The sequence below is a fragment of the Pseudomonas sp. PDM21 genome, from assembly GCF_014852505.2.
Taxonomy (GTDB): domain Bacteria; phylum Pseudomonadota; class Gammaproteobacteria; order Pseudomonadales; family Pseudomonadaceae; genus Pseudomonas.
In genome coordinates this window covers 5234715-5254357 of the sequence record NZ_CM181223.1, presented here as the reverse complement: position 1 = coordinate 5254357, position 19643 = coordinate 5234715, and the positions used below count along the sequence as shown (strand labels likewise).

At 62.8% G+C, this 19643-nt stretch carries 17 protein-coding genes; 9 read left to right on the top strand and 8 right to left on the bottom strand.

Annotated elements, in window-relative coordinates:
* Positions 1–61: 61 nt before the first annotated feature.
* The 4 genes from IB275_RS24275 to IB275_RS24260 form a co-directional block, all read right to left on the bottom strand.
* Entirely contained in the window at positions 62–2911 is a 2850-nt protein-coding gene (locus tag IB275_RS24275) for a valine--tRNA ligase (RefSeq protein ID WP_192291683.1), read from the bottom strand.
* Between the two features lie 132 nt (positions 2912–3043).
* Entirely contained in the window at positions 3044–3403 is a 360-nt protein-coding gene (locus tag IB275_RS24270; RefSeq protein ID WP_192291680.1) for a DNA polymerase III subunit chi, read from the bottom strand.
* Positions 3404–3424: 21 nt separating this feature from the next.
* Entirely contained in the window at positions 3425–3853 is a 429-nt protein-coding gene (locus IB275_RS24265; RefSeq protein ID WP_192291677.1) for a DNA polymerase III subunit chi, read from the bottom strand.
* A gap of 34 nt (positions 3854–3887) precedes the next feature.
* Positions 3888–5378, bottom strand: a complete 1491-nt coding sequence (locus tag IB275_RS24260) for a leucyl aminopeptidase (protein ID WP_192291675.1) — start codon at positions 5376–5378, stop codon at positions 3888–3890.
* Positions 5379–5568: 190 nt separating this feature from the next.
* Here IB275_RS24260 and lptF point away from each other — a divergent pair, with 190 nt between their 5' ends.
* Complete coding sequence (gene lptF, locus IB275_RS24255; protein WP_151188145.1) at positions 5569–6693, top strand: LPS export ABC transporter permease LptF; 1125 nt, start codon at positions 5569–5571, stop codon at positions 6691–6693.
* Positions 6686–7753, top strand: a complete 1068-nt coding sequence (gene lptG, locus IB275_RS24250; protein ID WP_081516041.1) for an LPS export ABC transporter permease LptG — start codon at positions 6686–6688, stop codon at positions 7751–7753. Before lptF ends, lptG begins: the two co-directional genes overlap by 8 nt.
* 71 nt (positions 7754–7824) lie before the next feature.
* On the opposite strand, the gene IB275_RS24245 is transcribed toward lptG, so the two are convergent.
* On the bottom strand, positions 7825–8340 hold the full coding sequence (locus tag IB275_RS24245; RefSeq protein ID WP_081516039.1) for an RDD family protein: 516 nt from the start codon (positions 8338–8340) through the stop codon (positions 7825–7827).
* Between the two features lie 161 nt (positions 8341–8501).
* On the opposite strand from IB275_RS24245, the gene IB275_RS24240 reads away from it, so the two are divergent.
* From IB275_RS24240 to IB275_RS24210, 7 genes are all read left to right on the top strand, one after another.
* Complete coding sequence (locus IB275_RS24240) at positions 8502–10049, top strand: EAL domain-containing protein (protein WP_192291673.1); 1548 nt, start codon at positions 8502–8504, stop codon at positions 10047–10049.
* Positions 10050–10634: 585 nt separating this feature from the next.
* Complete coding sequence (locus IB275_RS24235) at positions 10635–11024, top strand: type IV pilin protein (protein WP_192223995.1); 390 nt, start codon at positions 10635–10637, stop codon at positions 11022–11024.
* Positions 11025–11029: 5 nt separating this feature from the next.
* Positions 11030–11581 (top strand): type IV pilus modification protein PilV, encoded by a 552-nt coding sequence (pilV, locus tag IB275_RS24230; RefSeq protein ID WP_081516432.1) that lies wholly within the window; start codon positions 11030–11032, stop codon positions 11579–11581.
* Complete coding sequence (locus tag IB275_RS24225) at positions 11578–12696, top strand: PilW family protein (RefSeq protein ID WP_192291671.1); 1119 nt, start codon at positions 11578–11580, stop codon at positions 12694–12696. Before pilV ends, IB275_RS24225 begins: the two co-directional genes overlap by 4 nt.
* A complete protein-coding gene (locus IB275_RS24220) occupies positions 12693–13181 on the top strand; it encodes a PilX N-terminal domain-containing pilus assembly protein (protein WP_192291669.1) in 489 nt (162 codons plus the stop codon). Before IB275_RS24225 ends, IB275_RS24220 begins: the two co-directional genes overlap by 4 nt.
* Before the next feature lie 2 nt (positions 13182–13183).
* On the top strand, positions 13184–16234 hold the full coding sequence (locus tag IB275_RS24215) for a pilus assembly protein (protein WP_225601576.1): 3051 nt from the start codon (positions 13184–13186) through the stop codon (positions 16232–16234).
* Between the two features lie 11 nt (positions 16235–16245).
* On the top strand, positions 16246–16746 hold the full coding sequence (locus IB275_RS24210) for a GspH/FimT family pseudopilin (protein WP_192291667.1): 501 nt from the start codon (positions 16246–16248) through the stop codon (positions 16744–16746).
* A 234-nt stretch (positions 16747–16980) separates the two neighbouring features.
* Here the strand turns inward: IB275_RS24210 and IB275_RS24205 are convergent, their stop codons facing one another.
* From IB275_RS24205 to IB275_RS24195, 3 genes are all read right to left on the bottom strand, one after another.
* A complete protein-coding gene (locus IB275_RS24205; protein WP_192291665.1) occupies positions 16981–17697 on the bottom strand; it encodes a hypothetical protein in 717 nt (238 codons plus the stop codon).
* 331 nt (positions 17698–18028) lie between these two features.
* A complete protein-coding gene (locus tag IB275_RS24200) occupies positions 18029–18895 on the bottom strand; it encodes a helix-turn-helix transcriptional regulator (RefSeq protein ID WP_192291663.1) in 867 nt (288 codons plus the stop codon).
* A gap of 189 nt (positions 18896–19084) precedes the next feature.
* Positions 19085–19615 carry a hypothetical protein gene (locus IB275_RS24195; RefSeq protein ID WP_192291661.1) on the bottom strand — a complete coding sequence of 177 codons (531 nt, stop codon included), beginning with the start codon at positions 19613–19615 and terminating at the stop codon, positions 19085–19087.
* Positions 19616–19643 lie beyond the last annotated feature (28 nt).

The window sequence follows — 19643 nt, the reverse complement described above, 5'->3', positions numbered from 1 at the left end:
GCCCGACCTGCAGAAATGACAACGGCGCCCGAGGGCGCCGTTGTTTATACCGTTCCAGGCCTTACAGGCTGGCGATCTTCTCGCGCTGCTGGATCAGGTTGGTCACGGCCTGCTCGGCTTCAGCCAGCTTGGCGCGCTCCTTCTCGATCACTTCCGGCGGGGCCTTGGCGACGAAGCCTTCATTGGACAGCTTGCCGCCCACGCGTTTGACTTCGCCTTCCAGGCGCTGGATTTCCTTGTCCAGGCGCGCCATCTCGGCAGCCTTGTCGATCAGTCCGGCCATCGGCACCAGCACCTGCAGGTCGCCAACCAGCGCGGTGGCGGACATCGGCGGCTCTTCGCCTTCGTCCAGCACGCGGATGGTCTCGAGCTTGGCCAGCTTCATCAGCAGCGGCTCGTTGTCGGCCAGGCGACGGTGATCCTCGGGGGATGCGTTGTTCAGCACCAGGTCGATGCGCTTGGCCATGGAGATGTTCATCTCGCCGCGGATCTGGCGGATGCCCAGCATCAGGGCCTTGACCCACTCGATGTCGCCTTCGGCGGCGGCGTCGATTTTCGCCTCGTCGGCGATCGGCCAGGGTTGCAGCATCAGGGTGTCACCGGACTTGCCAGCGGCGGTCTTGATGCGCTGCCAGATTTCCTCGGTGATGAACGGCATGAACGGATGCGCCAGGCGCAGTGCGGTTTCCAGCACGCGCGCCAGGGTGCGGCGGGTGCCGCGCTGACGCTCGATCGGCGCGTTCTCGTCCCACAGTACCGGCTTGACCAGTTCCAGGTACCAGGCGCAGTACTCGTCCCAGATGAACTCGTAGAGGGCCTGGGTGGCGAGGTCGAAGCGGAAGGCGTCGAGCTGGCGCGCGACTTCGATCTCGGTGCGCTGCAGGGCGGAGATGATCCAGCGGTCCACCGAGGACAGCTCGACCGGCTCGCCATTCACGCCGGTGTCCTTGCCATCGGTGTTCTCGATGACGAAGTTGGCGGCGTTCCACAGCTTGTTGCAGAAGTTGCGGTAGCCCTCGACGCGGCCCATGTCGAACTTGATGTCGCGACCGGTGGAAGCCAGCGAGCAGAAAGTGAAGCGCAGGGCGTCGGTGCCGTAGCTGGCGATGCCTTCGGGGAACTCGGCTTTCGTCTGCTTGGCGATCTTCTCGGCGAGCTTGGGCTGCATCATGCCGCTGGTGCGTTTCTCCAGCAGCTCGTCCAAGGTAATGCCATCGACTATGTCCAGCGGGTCGAGCACGTTGCCCTTGGACTTGGACATCTTCTGGCCCTGGCCGTCGCGCACCAGACCGTGGACGTAGACGGTCTTGAACGGGATCTGCGCGGTGCCATCGCCATTCTTGATCAGGTGCATGGTCAGCATGATCATGCGCGCAACCCAGAAGAAGATGATGTCGAAGCCGGTCACCAGCACGTCGGTGGGGTGGAAGGTCTTCAGGTAGTCGGTCTGCTCCGGCCAGCCGAGGGTGGAGAAGGTCCACAGGCCCGAGCTGAACCAGGTGTCGAGGACGTCTTCGTCCTGGCGCAGGTTGGCGTCGCCCAGGTTGTGCTTGGTGCGCACTTCGGCTTCGTTGCGGCCGACGTAGACGTTGCCGGCATCGTCGTACCAGGCCGGGATGCGGTGGCCCCACCACAGCTGACGGCTGATGCACCAGTCCTGGATGTCGCGCATCCAGCTGAAGTACATGTTCTCGTACTGCTTGGGCACGAACTGGATGCTGCCGTCTTCCACGGCGGCGATGGCGGGTTCGGCCAGCGGCTTGGTGGAGACGTACCACTGGTCGGTCAGCCACGGCTCGATGACGGTGCCGGAGCGGTCGCCCTTGGGCACTTTCAGCGCGTGGTCGTCGATCTTCTCGAGCAGGCCGGCGGCTTCGAAGTCGGCAACGATCTGCTTGCGCGCGACGAAGCGGTCGAGACCGGCGTAGGCGGCCGGCAGGCTGGAGTCCAGCTCCGCGTTGACGCTGCCGTCGAGCTTGAACACCTGGGCGACGGCGAGGACGGCGGCGTCCTTGTCGAAGATGTTGATCAGCGGCAGGTCGTGGCGCTTGCCGACTTCGTAGTCGTTGAAGTCGTGGGCCGGGGTGATCTTCACGCAGCCGGTGCCGAATTCGCGGTCGACGTAGTCGTCGGCGATGATCGGGATGCGCCGGCCCACCAGCGGCAGGTCGATGAAGGTACCGATCAGCGCGGCGTAGCGCTCGTCTTCCGGGTGAACGGCGACGGCGCTGTCACCCAGCACGGTTTCCGGGCGGGTGGTGGCGACGACCAGGTAGTCCTTGCCGTCGGCGGTCTTGTTGCCGTCGGCCAGCGGGTAGCGCAGGTGCCAGAGGTGGCCCTTCTCGTCGTGGTTCTCCACTTCGAGGTCGGAGATGGCGGTGTGGAACTTGGTATCCCAGTTGACCAGGCGCTTGCCGCGGTAGATCAGGCCGTCCTCGTGCAGGCGCACGAAGGCTTCCTTCACGGCGTTGGACAGGCCTTCGTCCATGGTGAAGCGCTCGCGCGACCAGTCCACGGAGGAGCCCAGGCGGCGAATCTGGCGGGTGATGGTGCCGCCGGACTGATCCTTCCACTCCCAGACCTTCTCCAGGAACTTCTCGCGGCCCAGATCATGGCGGGCGATGCCCTGGGCGGCCAGCTGGCGCTCCACCACCATCTGGGTGGCGATGCCGGCGTGGTCGGTGCCCGGCTGCCACAGGGTGTTGCGGCCCTGCATGCGGCGGTAGCGGATCAGCGCGTCCATGATGGCGTTGTTGAAGCCGTGGCCCATGTGCAGGCTGCCGGTGACGTTCGGCGGCGGGATCATGATGGTGTACGGCTCGCCGGAACCTTGCGGGGCGAAGTAGTTCTCTCTCTCCCAGAGGGGGTACCAGTGGGATTCGATGGCGTGGGGCTGGTAGGTCTTGTCCATGAGCGCGGCGGGACCCTGATAAGGCTAGACGGAAAACCGCTGAGTATAACGGGAGGCGGGCAGTTCAGGCCACCGGGGCGGTTTTCCGTGTGGCCACTGGGCGGCTACAAAAAAGCGGAATGGTTTGGGGCGTCAGGTCTTGCGCTGGGCCAGCAGGCGCTGCATGCGCGCTTCGAGCCGGCGTTGCAGTTCGGCTTCGATCTGCGGGGCGAAGTCGTCGAGGACGTCCTGCAGGATCAGCTGGGCCGCGGCGCGCAGTTCGAGGTCCAGGCGGTTCAGCTCGCTGGCGGCGGGAGTGGCCGGCGGCGCGGCGGCAGGCTCCGGCGCCTGGGGCGCCGGCGTGACAACGTCGGAGAGCAGGGGAATGTTGTCCGGCTCGAAGGATTCAGTGAGCAGGGGCGGCTCGGCGCCCGACTCGTCCAGCAGGTCCTGGATCTTCTTCAGGTCTTCCAGCAGGTGGTCGGGGTCGTGCGGGGGCTTGTGGTTGTCCATGGTGTCTTGGCTGAGACGCTCTCAAGGGCGCGGCAGGCGGTGATCCTGCAAAGGATAGCCCTGCTCGCGGTAGCGACGGAAATTCTCCCGCGCGGCCTGACGAATCGCCGGTTCCTCGATCACCAGCTCGGCGACCCGGTTGAAGCGGTCGACGAAGTCGGGAATGGCCAGGGTCAGGTTGATCAGCAGGTCCCGGTGGCTTTCCGGCGGCTCGCCGAGGGCGAGAACGATCGGCGAGTCGGCATCTTCTTCCACCGCGTTGTGTGGGATGAAGGTTTCGCCCCGGAAGTTCCACAGCCGGGCATCCAGCGCATCGCGCTGGGCTTCGTCGCTGCACAGCACGAAGATACGCATGCCTTGCCGCCAGGCTTTTTCAGCCAGGCGGCAGGCGATGGTCAGGCGTGCGTCGGGATCGGCGCTGGGAATGACGTAGAAATCCACACGCGTCATGCGTTCGATCCCATCGGCAGGTTGCACTGTGCCATTACTTGGCGCGGTCCAGCAGGTACTGGGTCAGCAGCGGAACCGGGCGGCCCGTGGCGCCCTTGTCCTTGCCCCCGCTGATCCAGGCGGTGCCGGCGATGTCCAGGTGCGCCCAGTGGAACTTCTTCGCAAAGCGCGACAGGAAGCAGCCGGCGGTAATGGTGCCGGCCTTCGGCCCGCCGATGTTGGCGATGTCGGCGAACGGGCTGTCCAGCTGTTCCTGGTACTCGTCGAACAGCGGCAGCTGCCAGGCGCGGTCATCAGCGACTTCACCGGCCTTGAGCAGTTGCTTGACCAGTGCGTCGTTGTTGCCCATCAGGCCCGAGGTGTTGGAGCCCAGGGCGACGATGCAGGCGCCGGTCAGGGTGGCGATGTCCACCACCGACTGCGGTTTGAAGCGCTCGACGTAGGTCAGTGCGTCGCACAGCACCAGGCGGCCTTCGGCGTCGGTGTTGAGGATTTCGACGGTCTGGCCGCTCATGGTGGTGACGATGTCGCCCGGACGGGTGGCGCCGCCGCTGGGCATGTTCTCGGCGCAGGCCATCACGCCCACCAGGTTGATCGGCAGCTGCAGCTCCAGCACGGCGCGGAAGGTGCCGAACACGGAGGCAGCGCCGCACATGTCGAACTTCATCTCGTCCATGCCCAGGCCGGGCTTCAAGCTGATGCCACCGGTGTCGAAGGTGATGCCCTTGCCGACCAGTACGTGCGGGGCCTCGTCCTTCTTCTTCGCGCCGTTGTACTGCAGCACGATCAGGCGCGGCGGCTGGTCGCTGCCCTGGGCGACGGCGAGGAAGGAGCCCATGCCCAGCTCGCGCAGTTTCTTCTCGTCGAGAACCTCGACCTTCAGGCCCTTGTATTCCTTGCCCAGCGCCTTGGCCTGTTCGCCGAGGAAGGTCGGGTGGCAGAGGTTCGGCGGCAGGTTGCCCAGGTCACGGGTCAGGGCCATGCCGTTGGCGATGGCCTGGGCTTCTTTGGCGCCTTGTTCGACAGCGGTGGCGTCGGCCTTGTCGGCGAGCAGGGTGATTTTCTTCAGCTTCGGCGCTTCGGCCTTCTGGCTCTTGAAGCGATCGAAGACGTAGGTGCCGTCGGCCAGGGTTTCCACCTGCAGGCGGGCCTTGCCATGGGCATTGCGGCCTTTGACGGCCAGGTCGCCCAGGGCCAGGACGGCGTCGGCGCCACCCAGGTTCTTCAGATTGCCCAGGACGGCGGAAACCAGTTTGCGGTAGGCGCGGTCGGAGAGTTCGCGCTCTTTGCCGGCGCCGACCAGCAGGACGCGCTCAGCCTTAATGTTGGGTAAATCTTGCAGCAGTAGAGTCTGGCCCACCTTGCCTGCCAGATCGCCACGCTTGAGCAGGTTGGCGATGGCGCCGCCAGTGGCTTCGTCGACGGCCTTGGCGGTGGCGCCAAGCTTGCGGCCTTCGCCCACGGCGATGACCAGGGTGGCGGTCTTGAGAGTTTCCGGACGTACGCTTTTTACAAGGAATTCCATGGCTGAGTGTCCCCGGGACAAAGAGCAGAAGGGTCTGCGAATGAAGGTGGACTGCGCAGTGACAGGCCTGGCGAATCGCAGGATAATGCCGGCTATTTGCGCTGGGTCGCGTCCGCGCGCACCCGGCAATGCTTCACGGCGGCTAGTTTGAGCGTAGCCGCCTGAGCGTGACAACCCTGGAGTGTCCGGTTTGATTGTCTTCCGTTACCTGTCCCGTGAAGTGCTGATCACCATGAGCGCGGTGAGCGCCGTGCTGCTGGTCATCATCATGAGCGGCCGTTTCATCAAGTACCTGGCGCAGGCGGCCCAAGGCCTGCTCGATCCGGGTTCGCTGTTCATGATCATGGGCGTGCGCCTGCCGGGCTTCCTGCAGCTGATCCTGCCGCTGGGCCTGTTCCTCGGCATTCTGCTGGCCTATGGCCGCCTGTACCTGGACAGCGAGATGACCGTGCTCACCGCCACCGGCATGAGCCAGCAGCGCCTGCTGGCCATTACCCTGGCGCCGGCGCTGTTCATCGCCCTGCTGGTGGCCTGGCTGAGCCTGTGGCTGGCGCCCCAGGGCATCACCCAGATGCAGTTGCTGCTGAACAAGCAGGATGCGATGACCGAGTTCGACACCCTGGCGCCGGGGCGCTTCCAGTCGATGCGCGATGGCACGCGGGTGACCTATACCGAGACCCTGGCCAACGAGCGCACCGAGCTGGGCGGCGTGTTCATTTCGGACAAGAACCGCCCGCGCAATGGCAAGGACGGCGGCACTTCGGTGCTGGTCGGCACCACCGGCGTGCAGGAAATCCATGCGGACGGCAGCCGCTACCTGATTCTCAAGGACGGCTATCGCTACGACGGCACGCCCGGACAGGCCGATTACCGCGAGATCAAGTACGACACCTACGCCGCCCTGCTGCCCAAGCCGGAAGTGAGCAGCGAGATCGACGACCGCGACGCCATCCCCACCTCCGACCTGCTGGGCAGCGACGATCCTCGCATGAAGTCGGAGCTGCAGTGGCGCCTGTCCATCCCGCTGCTGGTCTTCGTGGTGACCGTGCTGGCCGTGCCGCTGTCGCGCGTCAACCCGCGCCAGGGCCGCTTCCTCAAGCTGCTGCCGGCCGTGCTGCTGTACATGGCCTACCTGGCGCTGCTGATCGCCGGGCGCGGCATGCTCGACAAGGGCAAGATTCCCATGGCCCTGGGCCTGTGGTGGATCCACGGGATATTCCTGGCCATCGGCCTGTTGTTGTTGTACTGGGAGCCGCTGCGTCTGAAGCTGGCCGCCAAGCGAGCGAAGTCGGGCGGAGTGCTGAAGCATGCGTAAGCTGGATCGTTACATCGGCACCACTGTCTTCGTTTCCATTCTCGCGGTACTCGGGGTGATCCTCGGGTTGGCCGAACTGTTCGCCTTCGTCGACCAGCTGGGGCAGATCAGCGACACCTACACCCTCGGCGAGGCGCTCAAGTTTGTCCTGCTGACCGCGCCGAGCCGTGGCTACGACATGCTCCCCATGGCCGCGCTGATTGGCTGCCTGGTGGGCCTGGGTACCCTGGCCAGCAACAGCGAGCTGACCATCATGCGCGCCGCTGGCGTGTCGCTGCAGCGCATCGTCTGGGCGGTGATGAAACCGATGCTGGTGCTGATGTTCGCCGGCATCCTGGTGGGCGAGTACGTGATTCCCTACACCGAAACCGCTGCCCAGAGCGGTCGTGCCCTGGCGCAGAGCGGCAATGGTTCGCAAAGCTCGAAGTCGGGCCTGTGGCACCGCCAGGGGCATGAATTCATCCATATCAACGTGGTGCGCCCGGATGGCGTGCTGCTGGGCGTGACCCGCTACAACTTCGACGACAACCGTCGCCTGCAGAGCGCGAGCTTCGCCCGTCAGGCGGTGTTCGAGAACGACCAGTGGCAGTTGCAGGATGTGACCACCTCGGTGCTGCACGCGGCTGAAAAGCGCAGCGAGGTCGTAAGCAAGCCCAGCGAGACCTGGAACATCCAGCTCAGCCCGCAACTGCTCAACACCGTGGTGATGGAGCCGGAGGCGCTGTCGATCACCGGCCTGTGGAACTACATCCATTACCTGCAGGACCAGGGCCTGAGCTCCAACCGCTACTGGCTGGCGTTCTGGACCAAGATCCTGCAGCCGCTGGTGACCGCTGCCCTGGTGCTGATGGCGATCTCGTTCATCTTCGGCCCGCTGCGCAGCGTGACCCTCGGCCAGCGCGTGTTCACCGGTGTGCTGGTGGGCTTCACCTTCCGCATCGCCCAGGACCTGCTTGGCCCGTCCAGCCAGGTGTTCAACTTCCCGCCGCTGCTGGCGGTGCTGGTGCCGGCGGCGATCTGCGCCTTCCTCGGCACCCTGTTGCTGAAACGAGCAGGCTGAGTCCCATCGCGGGGTAGAACCCGCGCCCGCAAAAAAGCCGGCAATCGCCGGCTTTTTTATTGCCCGGGGTTTCAGCCCCGCCCCTGCGATGCCTTGCGTACCGCCTTGGGGATCTGGATCACCACGCTTTCCGAGTAGCGGTCCTGCCAGGTGCGCTGGTCCTTGTCCCAGAGCATCCAGAGGAAGCCCAGGCCGGCGCAGCCCCAGGAGGCGATGGCGATCACAAAGCGCAGCAGCGCCTGCATCAGGGTGATGCGCGTGCCGTTGGCGTTCTGCACACGAACGCCCCAGACCTGCATGCCCAGGGTCTGGCCGCTGTGGGTCCAGAACTTCGCGAAGAAGGCGAACACGCTGATGAACAGCAGGCTGGACAGCAGCGGGTCGCCGGTCAGCGCCCCCTGGTCGGCCAGCATCCGGAGCTTCTCGCTGCCATAGATCAGGCGCAGGAAGCCCTGCTGATAGGCCAGCGTCACCACCATCAGCAAGGCCACGCAGAGCAGGAAGTCATAGAACATCGCGGCAAAGCGACGGAGGAGCGTGGCGGGCGGGAAGTTACCCGCGGGCTGGAGCTGCTGCGGCTTGGACATGGGCGTCTTCTGTGGCGATCAGGATGGATGGGGCGGGGATTATACGGATTCCGCCGCGTGGCGCCCGGCGGCGGTGGCTGTTCTAAGCTCAAACCACGTCGCTGCCCATGGGGGAGTGGCAATGCGTCGCAGGTCGCGGCGCCGTCAAGCAAGGAACAAGGATGCCGCTTCGCAACTACACCCGGCGCCGGCTGCTGCCTCGCCTGGTCTTCTCCCTCTCCATGGCCCTGCTGCCGTTGCTGCTGGGCAGCGCCATCATCTATTGGCAGGCCTTGCGCACCCTGAGCGTCGAGGCGCGTACTGCCTCGAACGAGGCTGTTCGGCTGTTCGACGTGATGCTGAGCAATGCGGCTGGGGCCGCCCAGGTGGCTCTGCTGCATGTGGATGAGGGCTGCGACGAGGCGACACTCGTCCTGCGCGAACAGGTGGCGGTGGTGCCGTTCGTCCGGTCGGTCAATCTGACTCGCGATGACCAAATCTATTGCACCTCGCTGTTCGGCGACTTCGAGGCGCCGCTGGATTCGAGCCTGTATGTCGCCGGCCGGCTGCGGATGATGGCCGGTAACGAGATCACGCCGAACTACGCGCTGTTGATCCTGCGGCGTGTCGAAGGACGCCACGCCGCGCTGGCGACGGTGGATGGACGTTACCTGAGCAACACGCTGCAACTGGTCGATCAACGCAGCGACCTGCAATTGCAGGTCGGCGGGCAGTGGATGGATGAGGAGGGCAGGGTGTTCGACGGCAAGCCTGTCCGCCTGCCGCTGGGGCATGTCGAGCTGACCTCCGAGCGATTCCCCTACAAGGTCATCGGCGGCTTCCCCGAAGGGGCGCAATGGCGGCACATCCACGAAGACGCGTTGCCGCTGGTGGCGTTGATGCTGATGCTGGGTGGTGCATCGGGCGTGGCCTGCTACTGGCTCTGGGGGCGTTCGGCGACGCCAAGCCTGGAGCTTGAGCGTGCCTTGCTCGCCGGGGAGTTCGTGCCGTACCTGCAGCCGCTGGTCGATGCCCGGGACGGCCGCTGGGTCGGCGCGGAAGTGCTGATGCGCTGGGTCCATCCGCGCGAAGGCATGGTCGGCCCGGACCTGTTCATCCCCATGGCCGAGCGCTCCGGGCTGATCGTGGCGATGACCCGCGAGCTGTTCCACCAGGTCGCCGATGGGCTGGCACCGCACGGGCACCTGCTGGGCGAGGGCTTCCATCTGAGCTTCAACATCAGCGCCCGGCATTGCACGGAGCCGGGGTTGTTCGGTGATTGCCGCGATTTCCAGGCGCGCTTCCTGCCCCATCGGCCGGAGCTGACCCTGGAGCTGACCGAGCGCGAGCTGATTGTTTCCAGCGAGGTGACCGACGAACTGTTCGACAACCTGCATGCTCTGGGCGTCAAGCTGGCCATCGATGACTTCGGCACCGGCAATTCCAGCCTCGCCTACCTGCATCGCTTCAAGGTGGACGCGCTGAAGATCGACAAGAGTTTCGTGGCGATGATTGGCGTGGATGCCCTGTCTTCGCACGTTCTGGACAGCATCGTCGAGCTGTGCGGCAAGCTGGATCTGATGATCATTGCCGAGGGCGTGGAAACCGAGGAGCAGCAGGATTACCTCGCCCTGCGCGGTGTGGAGGTGCTGCAAGGGTACCTCTTCGATCGACCCATGCCGCTGGCCGCATTTGTCCAGGCACTTCAGGGACGGTCACTCGGGGGCTGATGCCGGCTTGCCGTCCCTGTTGCGGTGAGGGGGCGGCGCGCTGGGAAATTTTCCAGCCTGTGGAGTGGATGTGAACAGCCGGCTGTTCCTGTCTGGGAGCTGATTGACTCGATAGTTAGCTGATGAATAGTCGGATAAGCATAGTTTTAAAGATGTAATGGTTTCTCGTTCGTTATTGCGAGATGGCTACTTTTTAATAGGTTATCAGTGCTGATGTTATTAACTTGAAATGCACTATTGAGAGTTTGATTTTACGTTTTTTTCACAACTTCTTCATGTGTATTTCATGAATGGTGCGGTTGTTCTTTATATTGCTTTTCTGGCTGGCTACCGGGTGTTTATTTTGATGCGTAAGTGACTGATTTTCAGGGATTTTGGCCCTGGCGATGTTTCGTTCTAATACCCCGGATTCAGCGGGTGTTGGTATTTTGGCGCTCTGGAATTGGCCCTCTTTTCGTTAGCTATTTTTATATATGGCGATACGTCGGCGACGACTGGTATTGAATTACTGTGTCGGCGGGGTGGCGATTCGCCATTTAACTAATAGAGTCTTTGAAAAAGGCCCCGGCAAAGAGAGTCTCGATAATGCCTGTTAGTTCCCGTGGTTTTACCCTGATCGAGTTGATGGTGGTGGCGGCGATAGTAGCGATCCTGGCTGCAATCGCTTACCCCAGCTATCAGCAGTACGTCATCCGGGGCAAGCGGTCCGCGGCCCAGGCGCAGATGATGGATATCGCCAACCGCCAGCAGCAGTACCTGCTGGCCAACCGCGCCTACGCCAGCAAGTCGGCGCTGGAAAGCGGTGGCTATGCGCTGCCCAGTGAGGTGTCGGGCAACTACAGCTACGACATCACCGTGGGCAGCGGCACACCGCCGACTTTCACCATTACCTTCACCCCGAGCGGCGGGCAGGCCAGCGACGGCAACCTGACCCTGGCCAGCGACGGCACTCGGACGCCATCGGCGAAGTGGTGATCAACATGATGACCTCCCGGCACCGCGGCTTCACCCTGATCGAGCTGCTTGTCAGCATCCTCATCATCTCGCTGGGCCTGCTCGGCCTGGCCAAGCTGCAGATGCGCATGCAGCTGTCGGACATGGAGTCCTACCAGCGCGCCCAGGCGCTGCTGCTGCTCAATGACATGTCCAGCCGGATGAACGCCAACGCGAAGAACTCCTCCAGCTATGTCACCGGCAGCAGCTCGCCGGTGGGAGCGGGCATGTCCTGTCCGACCAGCAGCGGGACCCGTCAGCAGGCGGACCTCGCTGACTGGTGCAACAGCCTGCAGGGCGCGGCGGAAGTGGGCGGCGGCAGCGTGAAGGCCGGCGCCATGCTCGGCGGGCGAGGCTGCATCGAGTCGCTGGGCAGCAATCAGTACCTGATCACCGTGGCCTGGCAGGGCATGTCGCCGATCTCGGCGCCGCCTTCGAGCGTGGCGTGTGGCAGTAACAGCTACAACGGCAGCTCCGGATGCAGCAGCGACCTGTGCCGGCGCGTGGTCACCACGGTTGTGCGGGTGGCCTCGCTATGAGGGGCGCATCCCGCCACAGGGGCTTCACCCTGGTAGAGATGATGATCGCAGTGACCATCAGCCTGCTGATCATGGTCGCGGTGCTGACGCTCTACCTGAACCTGCGCCGGACCAGTGACGACATGGCCCAGACCAACTCGCTGATCGAGAATGGGCGCTTCGCCGTGGGCCTGCTGCAGGAAGACCTCGCCCACGCCGGGTTCTGGAATGGCTATGTACCGCAGTTCGATGACCTGACCGCGACCGATCCGCCGGCCGATTACCCGACGGCGTTGCCGCCGGTGTGCTCGGCCTTCTCGACCTGGACGCAGCAGGACAGGATCAACTCCGTCGGCATCGCGGCACAGACCTTCTCCGCGGTGCCCCCCGGTTGCTCGGCGATAGTCACCAACCTGGCGAGCAACTCCGATGTGCTGGTGGTGCGGCATGTCGATACCTGCTCACCGGGCGTTGGCAATTGCGATGCACTGGCAGCCGGCAAGGTGTATTTCCAGTCGTCCTTCTGCAAGAACGAGACCCTCGGGGCCTTTGTGCTGGACACCACCGGGTTCACCCTGACGAGCCTCAATTGCCTGACCATCGCCGAGCGTCGCAAGTTCGTCATCGATCTGTATTACGTGCGCGATTACGCGGTGAGCGCAGGCGATGGCATACCGACCCTGATGCGCTCCACCTTCGATCTTTCCGGTGGGGCCACGCCGGCCAACGCGCTGCAGGCAGCAGTACCGCTGATCGAGGGGGTCGAGGCCTTCCGCGTCGAGCTGGGCCTGGACAGCCTCAGCAAGTCGAACGATCCGACCGATTACCTCGCGGCGCCGCACTGGGATGACCCCAACACCCGGGTCACTGTGACCAACCGCGGCGATGGTTCTCCCGACGGCAGCTTTGTCCATTGCGGGGCCAGTTCCTGCACGCTGGACCAACTGGCGAACGTGGTGGAGGCCCGGCTCTACGTTCTGGCCCGCGCCCGTGCCCGGACGGCAGGCTACACCTCGGACAAGACCTATGCCCTGGGAGGCTCCACCCTGGGCCCGTTCACCGATGGCTATAAACGGCATCTGTTCACCTCCAGCGCCACGCTGGTGAACATATCCCGGCGGAGGCAGACGCCATGACGACGCAGCGCAATTCGAAAGCCCAGCGGGGCGCGACCCTGGTGGTCGCCCTGGTGATGTTGCTGATGCTGATGCTGATGGTCGGCAGCGCCTACACCCTCAGCGGCACCAATCTGAAGGCAGTGGGCAACATGCAGTTCCGAAACGAGGCCATCGCTGCGGCTGATGTGGGTATCCAGCGGGTCATCGGCTCGGCCTTCACTGCGGCGCCGACCGCCGAGCAGCTCAATGTCGACATCAATAACGACGGCACCACCGACTACCAGGTTTCCATGGCGTCGCCGGTGTGCATGAGCGCCAGGCCGAGTCCCTCCAATCTGGCTTGTGGTGGTGGTCAGGCAGCCATGTGTTCCACGGGGTGGGACACCGTCTGGGGGCTCAACGCCAATGTCACCGATGCCGTGACCGGCACCTCGGTAAGAGTGCGTTCCGGGGTGCGGGTGCACCTGACCGATTCGCAGAAGATCGCCGCGTGCGGAGCATGAACATGAACAAGAGCTGCCAGGCCGGAATGCTCCGGCGGATAGTTGCCCTCTGCCTTCTGTGCGTCGCCCAGTCGGCTGTGCGCGCCGAGGACATCGACCTGTTCGTCGGCACTCCCACAGGCGCCACGGATGCGCCGAACGTCCTGATCATCCTGGACAACACCGCCAACTGGACCACGCCGTTCAGCAACGAGATGACTGCGCTGGCGTCGGTGGTCAACGGGCTGCAGGTGAACAAGTTCCGCGTCAGCCTGATGCTGTTCAGCGAGACCGGGAGCGGCAACAAGGGTGACGACGGCGCCTATGTGCGTGCCGCCATGCGTCTGCTCGACAGTTCGACCAAGCCCAAGTACCAGGCGCTGGTCAGCAGCCTGGATGTGGGGAGCGACAAGTCCAATGGCGGCAAGATCAGCAAGGCGATGGAGGAGGCCTGGCTGTATTACTCGGCGGGCACGCCCAACTCCGGCAACCAGAAGGTCAAGACCGATTTCACCGGCAATGCCAGCGGCACCACGGCGTCCAAAGCCATCTATGCCCTGGGTGGCAACGCCCTGGCATCGAAGGACGCCACCACCTACAACAATCCGATCGTCGCTGGCTGCGCGAAAAACTTCATCATCTACATCAGTAACGGCGCGGCGCAGGACAATACCAACGATATCAAGCAGGCTACCAGCGCATTGACTACTGCCGGGGGCAACACCACGGCGATCCCCATTTCCCCCAGCGGCTCGCAGGACAACATGGCCGACGAATGGGCGCGCTTCATGAAGAAGAGCACCCAGGCCATCACCACCTACACCGTGGATATCAACAAGGAAACCACCGGGCAGGGCCCGGGTTGGACCGCCCTGTTGAAGAGCATGGCCAACGTCAGCAGTGGCAAATATTTCGACGTGACGGCCAGTGGCACGCAGATCTCCGATGCGCTGAATGCGATCTTCTCCGAGATCCAGGCGACCAACAGCGTGTTCGCCTCCGTCACCCTGCCGATCAGCGTCAGTTCGCAGAGCACGTACCTGAACCAGGTGTTCGTCGGCATGTTCCGTCCGGATTCCGACTCCTTCCCGCGCTGGCCCGGCAACCTCAAGCAATACAAGGTGGGCGTGGTCAGCAGCCAGCTCACCACGGTGGACGCCAACGGCGACAGCGCAATCAACAGCGGTACCGGTTTCATCACTGAATGCGCCCGCAGCTTCTGGACGCCGACGTCGCTGGACAGCTACTGGGCGTTCAAGCCCCAGGGCAACTGCCTGACCGTGACCGGGTCCGACGTATCCAACTATCCCGACGGCAACATCGTCGAGAAGGGCGCCCAGGCCTATGTATTGCGCCAGGCCAGTTCGCGGACCATGAAGACCTGCAACCCCACGACCTGCACGGCGCTCACCAACTTCAACACCGCCAACACCGCAGTCACCCAGGCCCTGCTGGGCGCGGCGGACGCCACCGAGCGGACCAACCTGATCGGCTGGGCCATCGGCGCCGACAATCAGGATGAGAACCTCAACGCCAATGTCACCGAGATGCGCTCGTCGGTCCACGGCGACGTCGTGCATTCACGCCCCGCAGCGGTCAACTACGGCACCACGTCTTCACCGCTGGTGGTGGTCTACTACGGCGCCAACGACGGACTGCTGCACGCCATCAACGGCAACCGCAGCGGAACCGTCGCAGGCGTCTCGGCCGGCAGTGAAATCTGGTCGTTCATGCCGCCGGAGTTCTACCCGCGGATCAAGCGCCTGCGCGACAACACCACCACCATCAGCTTCCCCGGCCATACCACGGGTACGCCCACGCCGCAGCCCAAGGACTACGGCATGGACGGCTCGGTTTCCGTGGTGCAGCAGGGCACCAGCACCTGGATCTACTCCGCCATGCGCCGTGGCGGTCGCTCCATCTACGCCTTTGACGTAACCACCCCGGCCAGCCCGACTCTGAAGTGGAAGATCGGTTGTCCCAACATGGCCAATGACACCGGCTGCGGTACTGGCCTCAGCGGCATGGGGCAGACCTGGGCGACCCCAGTTCCTGTCCTGGCGCAAGGCTACGGCAGCGGTGCGTCGACGATCCTGGCCATGGGCGGTGGCTATGATAATTGCGAGGATGCCGACCCCAATACCTGCACGACGTCCTCCAAGGGCAATCACATCTATCTGCTGGATGCCGACACCGGCGCCTTGCTGAAGACCTTCGACACTGATCGCGGAGTCGTCGGCAGCGTCGCCCTGGTCACCAACAGCAGTGGCTTGATCGCCTACGGCTATGCCTCCGACCTGGGGGGTAACGTCTACCGGATCTCCGGCGTCGATGCCTACAGTGCCATCGGCAGCACCGCACCGGCCAACTGGACCATGACCAAGATCGCTTCCCTGGGGTGCGCGACGGCGACCTCCTGTACGGCCAACCGCAAGTTCCTCTACGGCCCGGAGGTGGCCTCCGTCAACGGCGAGTACGTGATCCTGCTGGGCTCCGGCGACCGCGAGAAGCCGCTGCTCACCTACACTTCCGCCGCCAGCGTGGCGAACCGCTTCTATGTCCTGCGCGACAAGCCCAGCGACGTCAACTGGCTGACCCTGGAGAACGCCACCTGCGCCGCCAACCTGATCTGCAACAACTCGCTGCTGCCCATTACCTCCACGGCCACGCCCACCAATACGCAGATCGCGGCCTACCCCAAAGGCTGGTACCTGGGCCTGCAGTCCACCGAGCAGGTAGTGACCTCGGCGCTGCTGCTTTACAACAACATCACCTTCAGCACTCACCAGCCTGCCGTGGCCAGCCCCACCAGCTGCTCCAGCCTGGGCACCGCGCGCGTCTACAACATCAGCTACCTGAACGCCGCAGGCACCGGTGACCAGCGCTTCGGCGTCATCTCCGGCGGCGGCCTGCCTCCGTCACCGGTGGCGGGGCGCGTGCAACTCGACGACGGCAGCCTGAGGGACTTCATCATCGGCGGTTCTTCCGACTCGCCGTTGAAGGTCTCCGAGCCGACTGCGCCGGGCACCAGTCCTCAGCCCAAATCCTGGGTGTTCTGGGATATCGAGCGATAGGAGGGCGAGCCATGAAAGCGACCAACAGACGCCCTGCCAACGGTTTCACCTTGCTGGAACTGATGGTGACACTCGCGGTGCTGGCAATCCTGGTCGGCATCGCCGTGCCTTCGCTTAGTGATGCGACCCTTGCCGGCAAGCTTGCCTCCAGTGCCAACGATCTGGTGGCGGGCGTCGCCGTGGGGCGCAGCGAGGCGATCAAGCGCAACACGGTGACCAGCCTGTGCGTATCCAGCAATGGCACCAGTTGCGGCTCGGGCGGCTGGGAACAGGGCTGGATTGTCATTTCCGGATCTACCGTGATCCAGAAGCATCCCGCCGCGCCGACGGGGTTCAAGGTTACTTCCAGTGTCGCCAAGATCGATTTCCAGCCCAGCGGCGTGGGCAATACCCAGGCAAGCGTCACCGTGTGCCGCTCCGCGCCGTCTGCTGGTGCCCAGGAGCGAGTCGTCAACGTCAGCGCCACGGGCCGTGCCTATGTCAGCAAGACGACGACAGGTTCCTGTTCCTGATGCGATGAAATGCTTCTGCCAGCAACCGGCAGGGCAAATCGCAGACAACAAAAAACCGGCCCGAAGGCCGGTTTTTCGTGGGTTTCGACAGTTCATCGGAACTGCCGGAACGATGTGGTGGTGCCCCGGGAGGGACTCGAACTTATTGATGGAAGGCTCGTGGCATCTGACTTATGTTGAGAGTGGTTCGGGTCAGTGCCCCCAATTATGCCCCCAAAGAGAATTGTGCCCTGGCTACTGAGGTTCGGTAACGGTGGCCATCGTCGAGTTGCGGTCCTCTCGGATGCCGCTGGGAATATGTTCTGGGGTGCTCGGCCCATTGTCTGTGGGTGCTTCATTGCGTTCCAGGTACTTGCGAACGTTGTTCGCGCACTTGGCGCTTAAAAAGTCCTCACCGAGTAGGCGCGCGAGAATAACCAGACCGCCGAATGCAAGCAGCCCAAGCGCCAAGCCGTATGGCATTGTCATAGACAGGGAGAGGTACGCAAAAAAGAAGATGCCGGCGGTGATGCAGTAGAAGAGCGAGAATAGGCCGATCGCGGCGCCAACCCAATCGAGTCGAGTGATCCGGATGACGGGCGCGGCATCTTGTGGCCCTTGCTCAAGGTGCTTTGCCACCCAGCGTAGCTGCGTGCGGTTCCACAGTCCTAGCGAGGCAAGCTCTACTAGAAAATCCATCTTCTGCTTGCTTGCTGTTACGCCAGAGGCGACGCGGAAAGCCTCAAGCTCGATGGCGTCATCCAGGTACTGGGCGAGTGGGCGGTCATCCTTCTTAACACCTGCCCGCAACTCGTTGAGCCGCTTGAAGCGCTTCTGTACGAAGTTCTTGTCGTGAAAGTCGAAGGCAGAGCCAAGTGTCGAGATGGTTTTGGCGAATACCAGCGCGGCTATTACCAGCACGCTGTAGCCGCTGCCTAAAACACTCTGCGCCTGCTGAAGTAACGCTTCCATACACGGACTCCCTTTTCTTCCCTGAGGGTGCTGCTTCTCTTGGGCCGCATCGTACCGCATCAGAGCTCATAAACCCCGGACGAGCACGGCCCATTCTGGCGACCGTTTCCGGTTGGTATAGTGCCGCGCGCCCAGTCATTGCGCGGGTTCCGCTTCAAACCGGAACCGGAAACGGCTTGCCCAGGAAAAGCTGGTATGTAGTCCGAATTCGGGGCTCGAATTACCCGCATCTGCTCCTAATACTCTAGGGACCCTCGTTCGATTCCGACGGCAGCTTCCGACCCATAGCGGACGTCTCAGGAGACAAACAACAGGAATCGATTCTTTCCCGTCAAGCTTGCCCCGCACTTACCAACTGTGCCGAGAACTGGCTGCGAAACTCCGCTGGAGAGACTCCAAACCATCGCTTATGAGCTCTACAGAAGGAGCCTGTACGCCTATAGCCAAGCGCGCTGGCGATCTCGTTAATTCCTATGTTCGTTTGCTGGAGCAAATGGAGCGCTTGGCTGCGACGCACATTGTCTAACAGTTGCTCGAAGTCGGTTCGCTCATCAGCGAGTCGTCGCTGCAGCGTTCGAGGGTTCATACCGAGAGCTTGGGAAACAAGGTCAAGCGTCCCTTGGTGAAGGGGCATGAGTCTCAGAATGTGGGCTGTGACTAGCTCCTGTATATGACCTGAATAACTGGTCTGCGATTCAATGTAGAAGCGCATGATGGAGTGAAGTGTGGGGTCTCGCTCCGTGCAGACCTCATCGAGCGTTGCTGAGGACAGTACCAGCGAATTATTTCTCTGCCTGAAAAGTGCTGGGCAACCGAATCTCTTGAGGTAGTTGCCACGGTCACCTAGGGGCCCGTGGCGAAAGGTAGTCTGTTGAGGAGAGAACGGCCGGCCGAGAAGTATCCCGATCAAGCGGGTTGTGTGGAGCATCCAGGTTTCGACCACCAGTCCATCACCTTGAGAGGGACAGGCGCACTCGAAATGCATCTGAGCATGAGACGGTACGCGCTCCAAACGGCATTGGACTGTCTTTATGCAGCTGCTCATGTATCGAGCGAGTGATTCAAGGGCATCGCCGACTGTCGGGGCAGAGGTCATCAGATAACGAAGCTCACCAAAATGAGCTAGTTGGGAGCCTTCTTTGTCGGAGCATCCGATTGATGGACGGTTGAGATTTACCTTCGTCAAAGAAATTCGCATTGGCCTGACCTTGAGCTGTTCAGAGTATGCCTCTCTTCGGAATCGAAGATGGCATATGTCTAGGCTAGACCATTGGCGCGCAGGTCTACTGTGCCTGCAGCAAGTCGCATCTGCTCAACACCTTATTGAAAAATCGCCATTCACCGCCCTTTGATAGCTGTTACCTGATTTGTTTGGAAGATGCGCCGCCTATGGGACTGGGTTGTCGTTGGCGGTACGAGGTGGAAGCGGGCCGAGGAACATCTTCCTCAGGCGCTCATGGCCGATCACCCGTGCCAGCTCCGAAATGACGCAGTACATAAAGATCAGGGTGATTAACAGTATCTGCACCGCCCAGAAGCGCGGCCAGTTCATGGACGTCCACAGCATGGAGTTGGCGTCCAGCAGGCTGGGCGCTTCCTTCCAATACTCGTAGAGCCGCTCCAGGTAGTGCACGAACAGGGCGACCAGTGCGTACATCAGGGTCTTCCAAGTGACGTTCCAGATCAGAGGCTTCTCGGGAAAGCGATTGATGAAGGGCAGCATGTCGGCCACCAGTACCGACTTGCCGAGCACCAGCGAGGCGATCAGAACCGAAGCCGTCACGGGAAGCGGAACGCCGGTTCCCTTGATCATCAGCGCGCGAATGGCTGCGACGATGTGCAGGATGACGAAGAAGAAAATGGTCGGCGGCAACGCCTTCATGAACTCGTGCTTTGCCTTCTTCAGTATCGATGACATGCGGTCCCCTATTGGTTGTGATCTCTTG

Coding starts and splice junctions, on each gene's coding strand:
- IB275_RS24275 (WP_192291683.1), bottom strand. CDS start 2,911: ATGGACAAGACCTACCAGCCCCACGCCATCGAATCCCACTGGTACCCC.
- IB275_RS24270 (WP_192291680.1), bottom strand. CDS start 3,403: ATGGACAACCACAAGCCCCCGCACGACCCCGACCACCTGCTGGAAGAC.
- IB275_RS24265 (WP_192291677.1), bottom strand. CDS start 3,853: ATGACGCGTGTGGATTTCTACGTCATTCCCAGCGCCGATCCCGACGCA.
- IB275_RS24260 (WP_192291675.1), bottom strand. CDS start 5,378: ATGGAATTCCTTGTAAAAAGCGTACGTCCGGAAACTCTCAAGACCGCC.
- lptG (WP_081516041.1), top strand. CDS start 6,686: ATGCGTAAGCTGGATCGTTACATCGGCACCACTGTCTTCGTTTCCATT.
- IB275_RS24245 (WP_081516039.1), bottom strand. CDS start 8,340: ATGTCCAAGCCGCAGCAGCTCCAGCCCGCGGGTAACTTCCCGCCCGCC.
- IB275_RS24240 (WP_192291673.1), top strand. CDS start 8,502: ATGCCGCTTCGCAACTACACCCGGCGCCGGCTGCTGCCTCGCCTGGTC.
- IB275_RS24235 (WP_192223995.1), top strand. CDS start 10,635: ATGCCTGTTAGTTCCCGTGGTTTTACCCTGATCGAGTTGATGGTGGTG.
- pilV (WP_081516432.1), top strand. CDS start 11,030: ATGATGACCTCCCGGCACCGCGGCTTCACCCTGATCGAGCTGCTTGTC.
- IB275_RS24225 (WP_192291671.1), top strand. CDS start 11,578: ATGAGGGGCGCATCCCGCCACAGGGGCTTCACCCTGGTAGAGATGATG.
- IB275_RS24220 (WP_192291669.1), top strand. CDS start 12,693: ATGACGACGCAGCGCAATTCGAAAGCCCAGCGGGGCGCGACCCTGGTG.
- IB275_RS24215 (WP_225601576.1), top strand. CDS start 13,184: ATGAACAAGAGCTGCCAGGCCGGAATGCTCCGGCGGATAGTTGCCCTC.
- IB275_RS24210 (WP_192291667.1), top strand. CDS start 16,246: ATGAAAGCGACCAACAGACGCCCTGCCAACGGTTTCACCTTGCTGGAA.
- IB275_RS24205 (WP_192291665.1), bottom strand. CDS start 17,697: ATGGAAGCGTTACTTCAGCAGGCGCAGAGTGTTTTAGGCAGCGGCTAC.
- IB275_RS24200 (WP_192291663.1), bottom strand. CDS start 18,895: ATGCGAATTTCTTTGACGAAGGTAAATCTCAACCGTCCATCAATCGGA.
- IB275_RS24195 (WP_192291661.1), bottom strand. CDS start 19,615: ATGTCATCGATACTGAAGAAGGCAAAGCACGAGTTCATGAAGGCGTTG.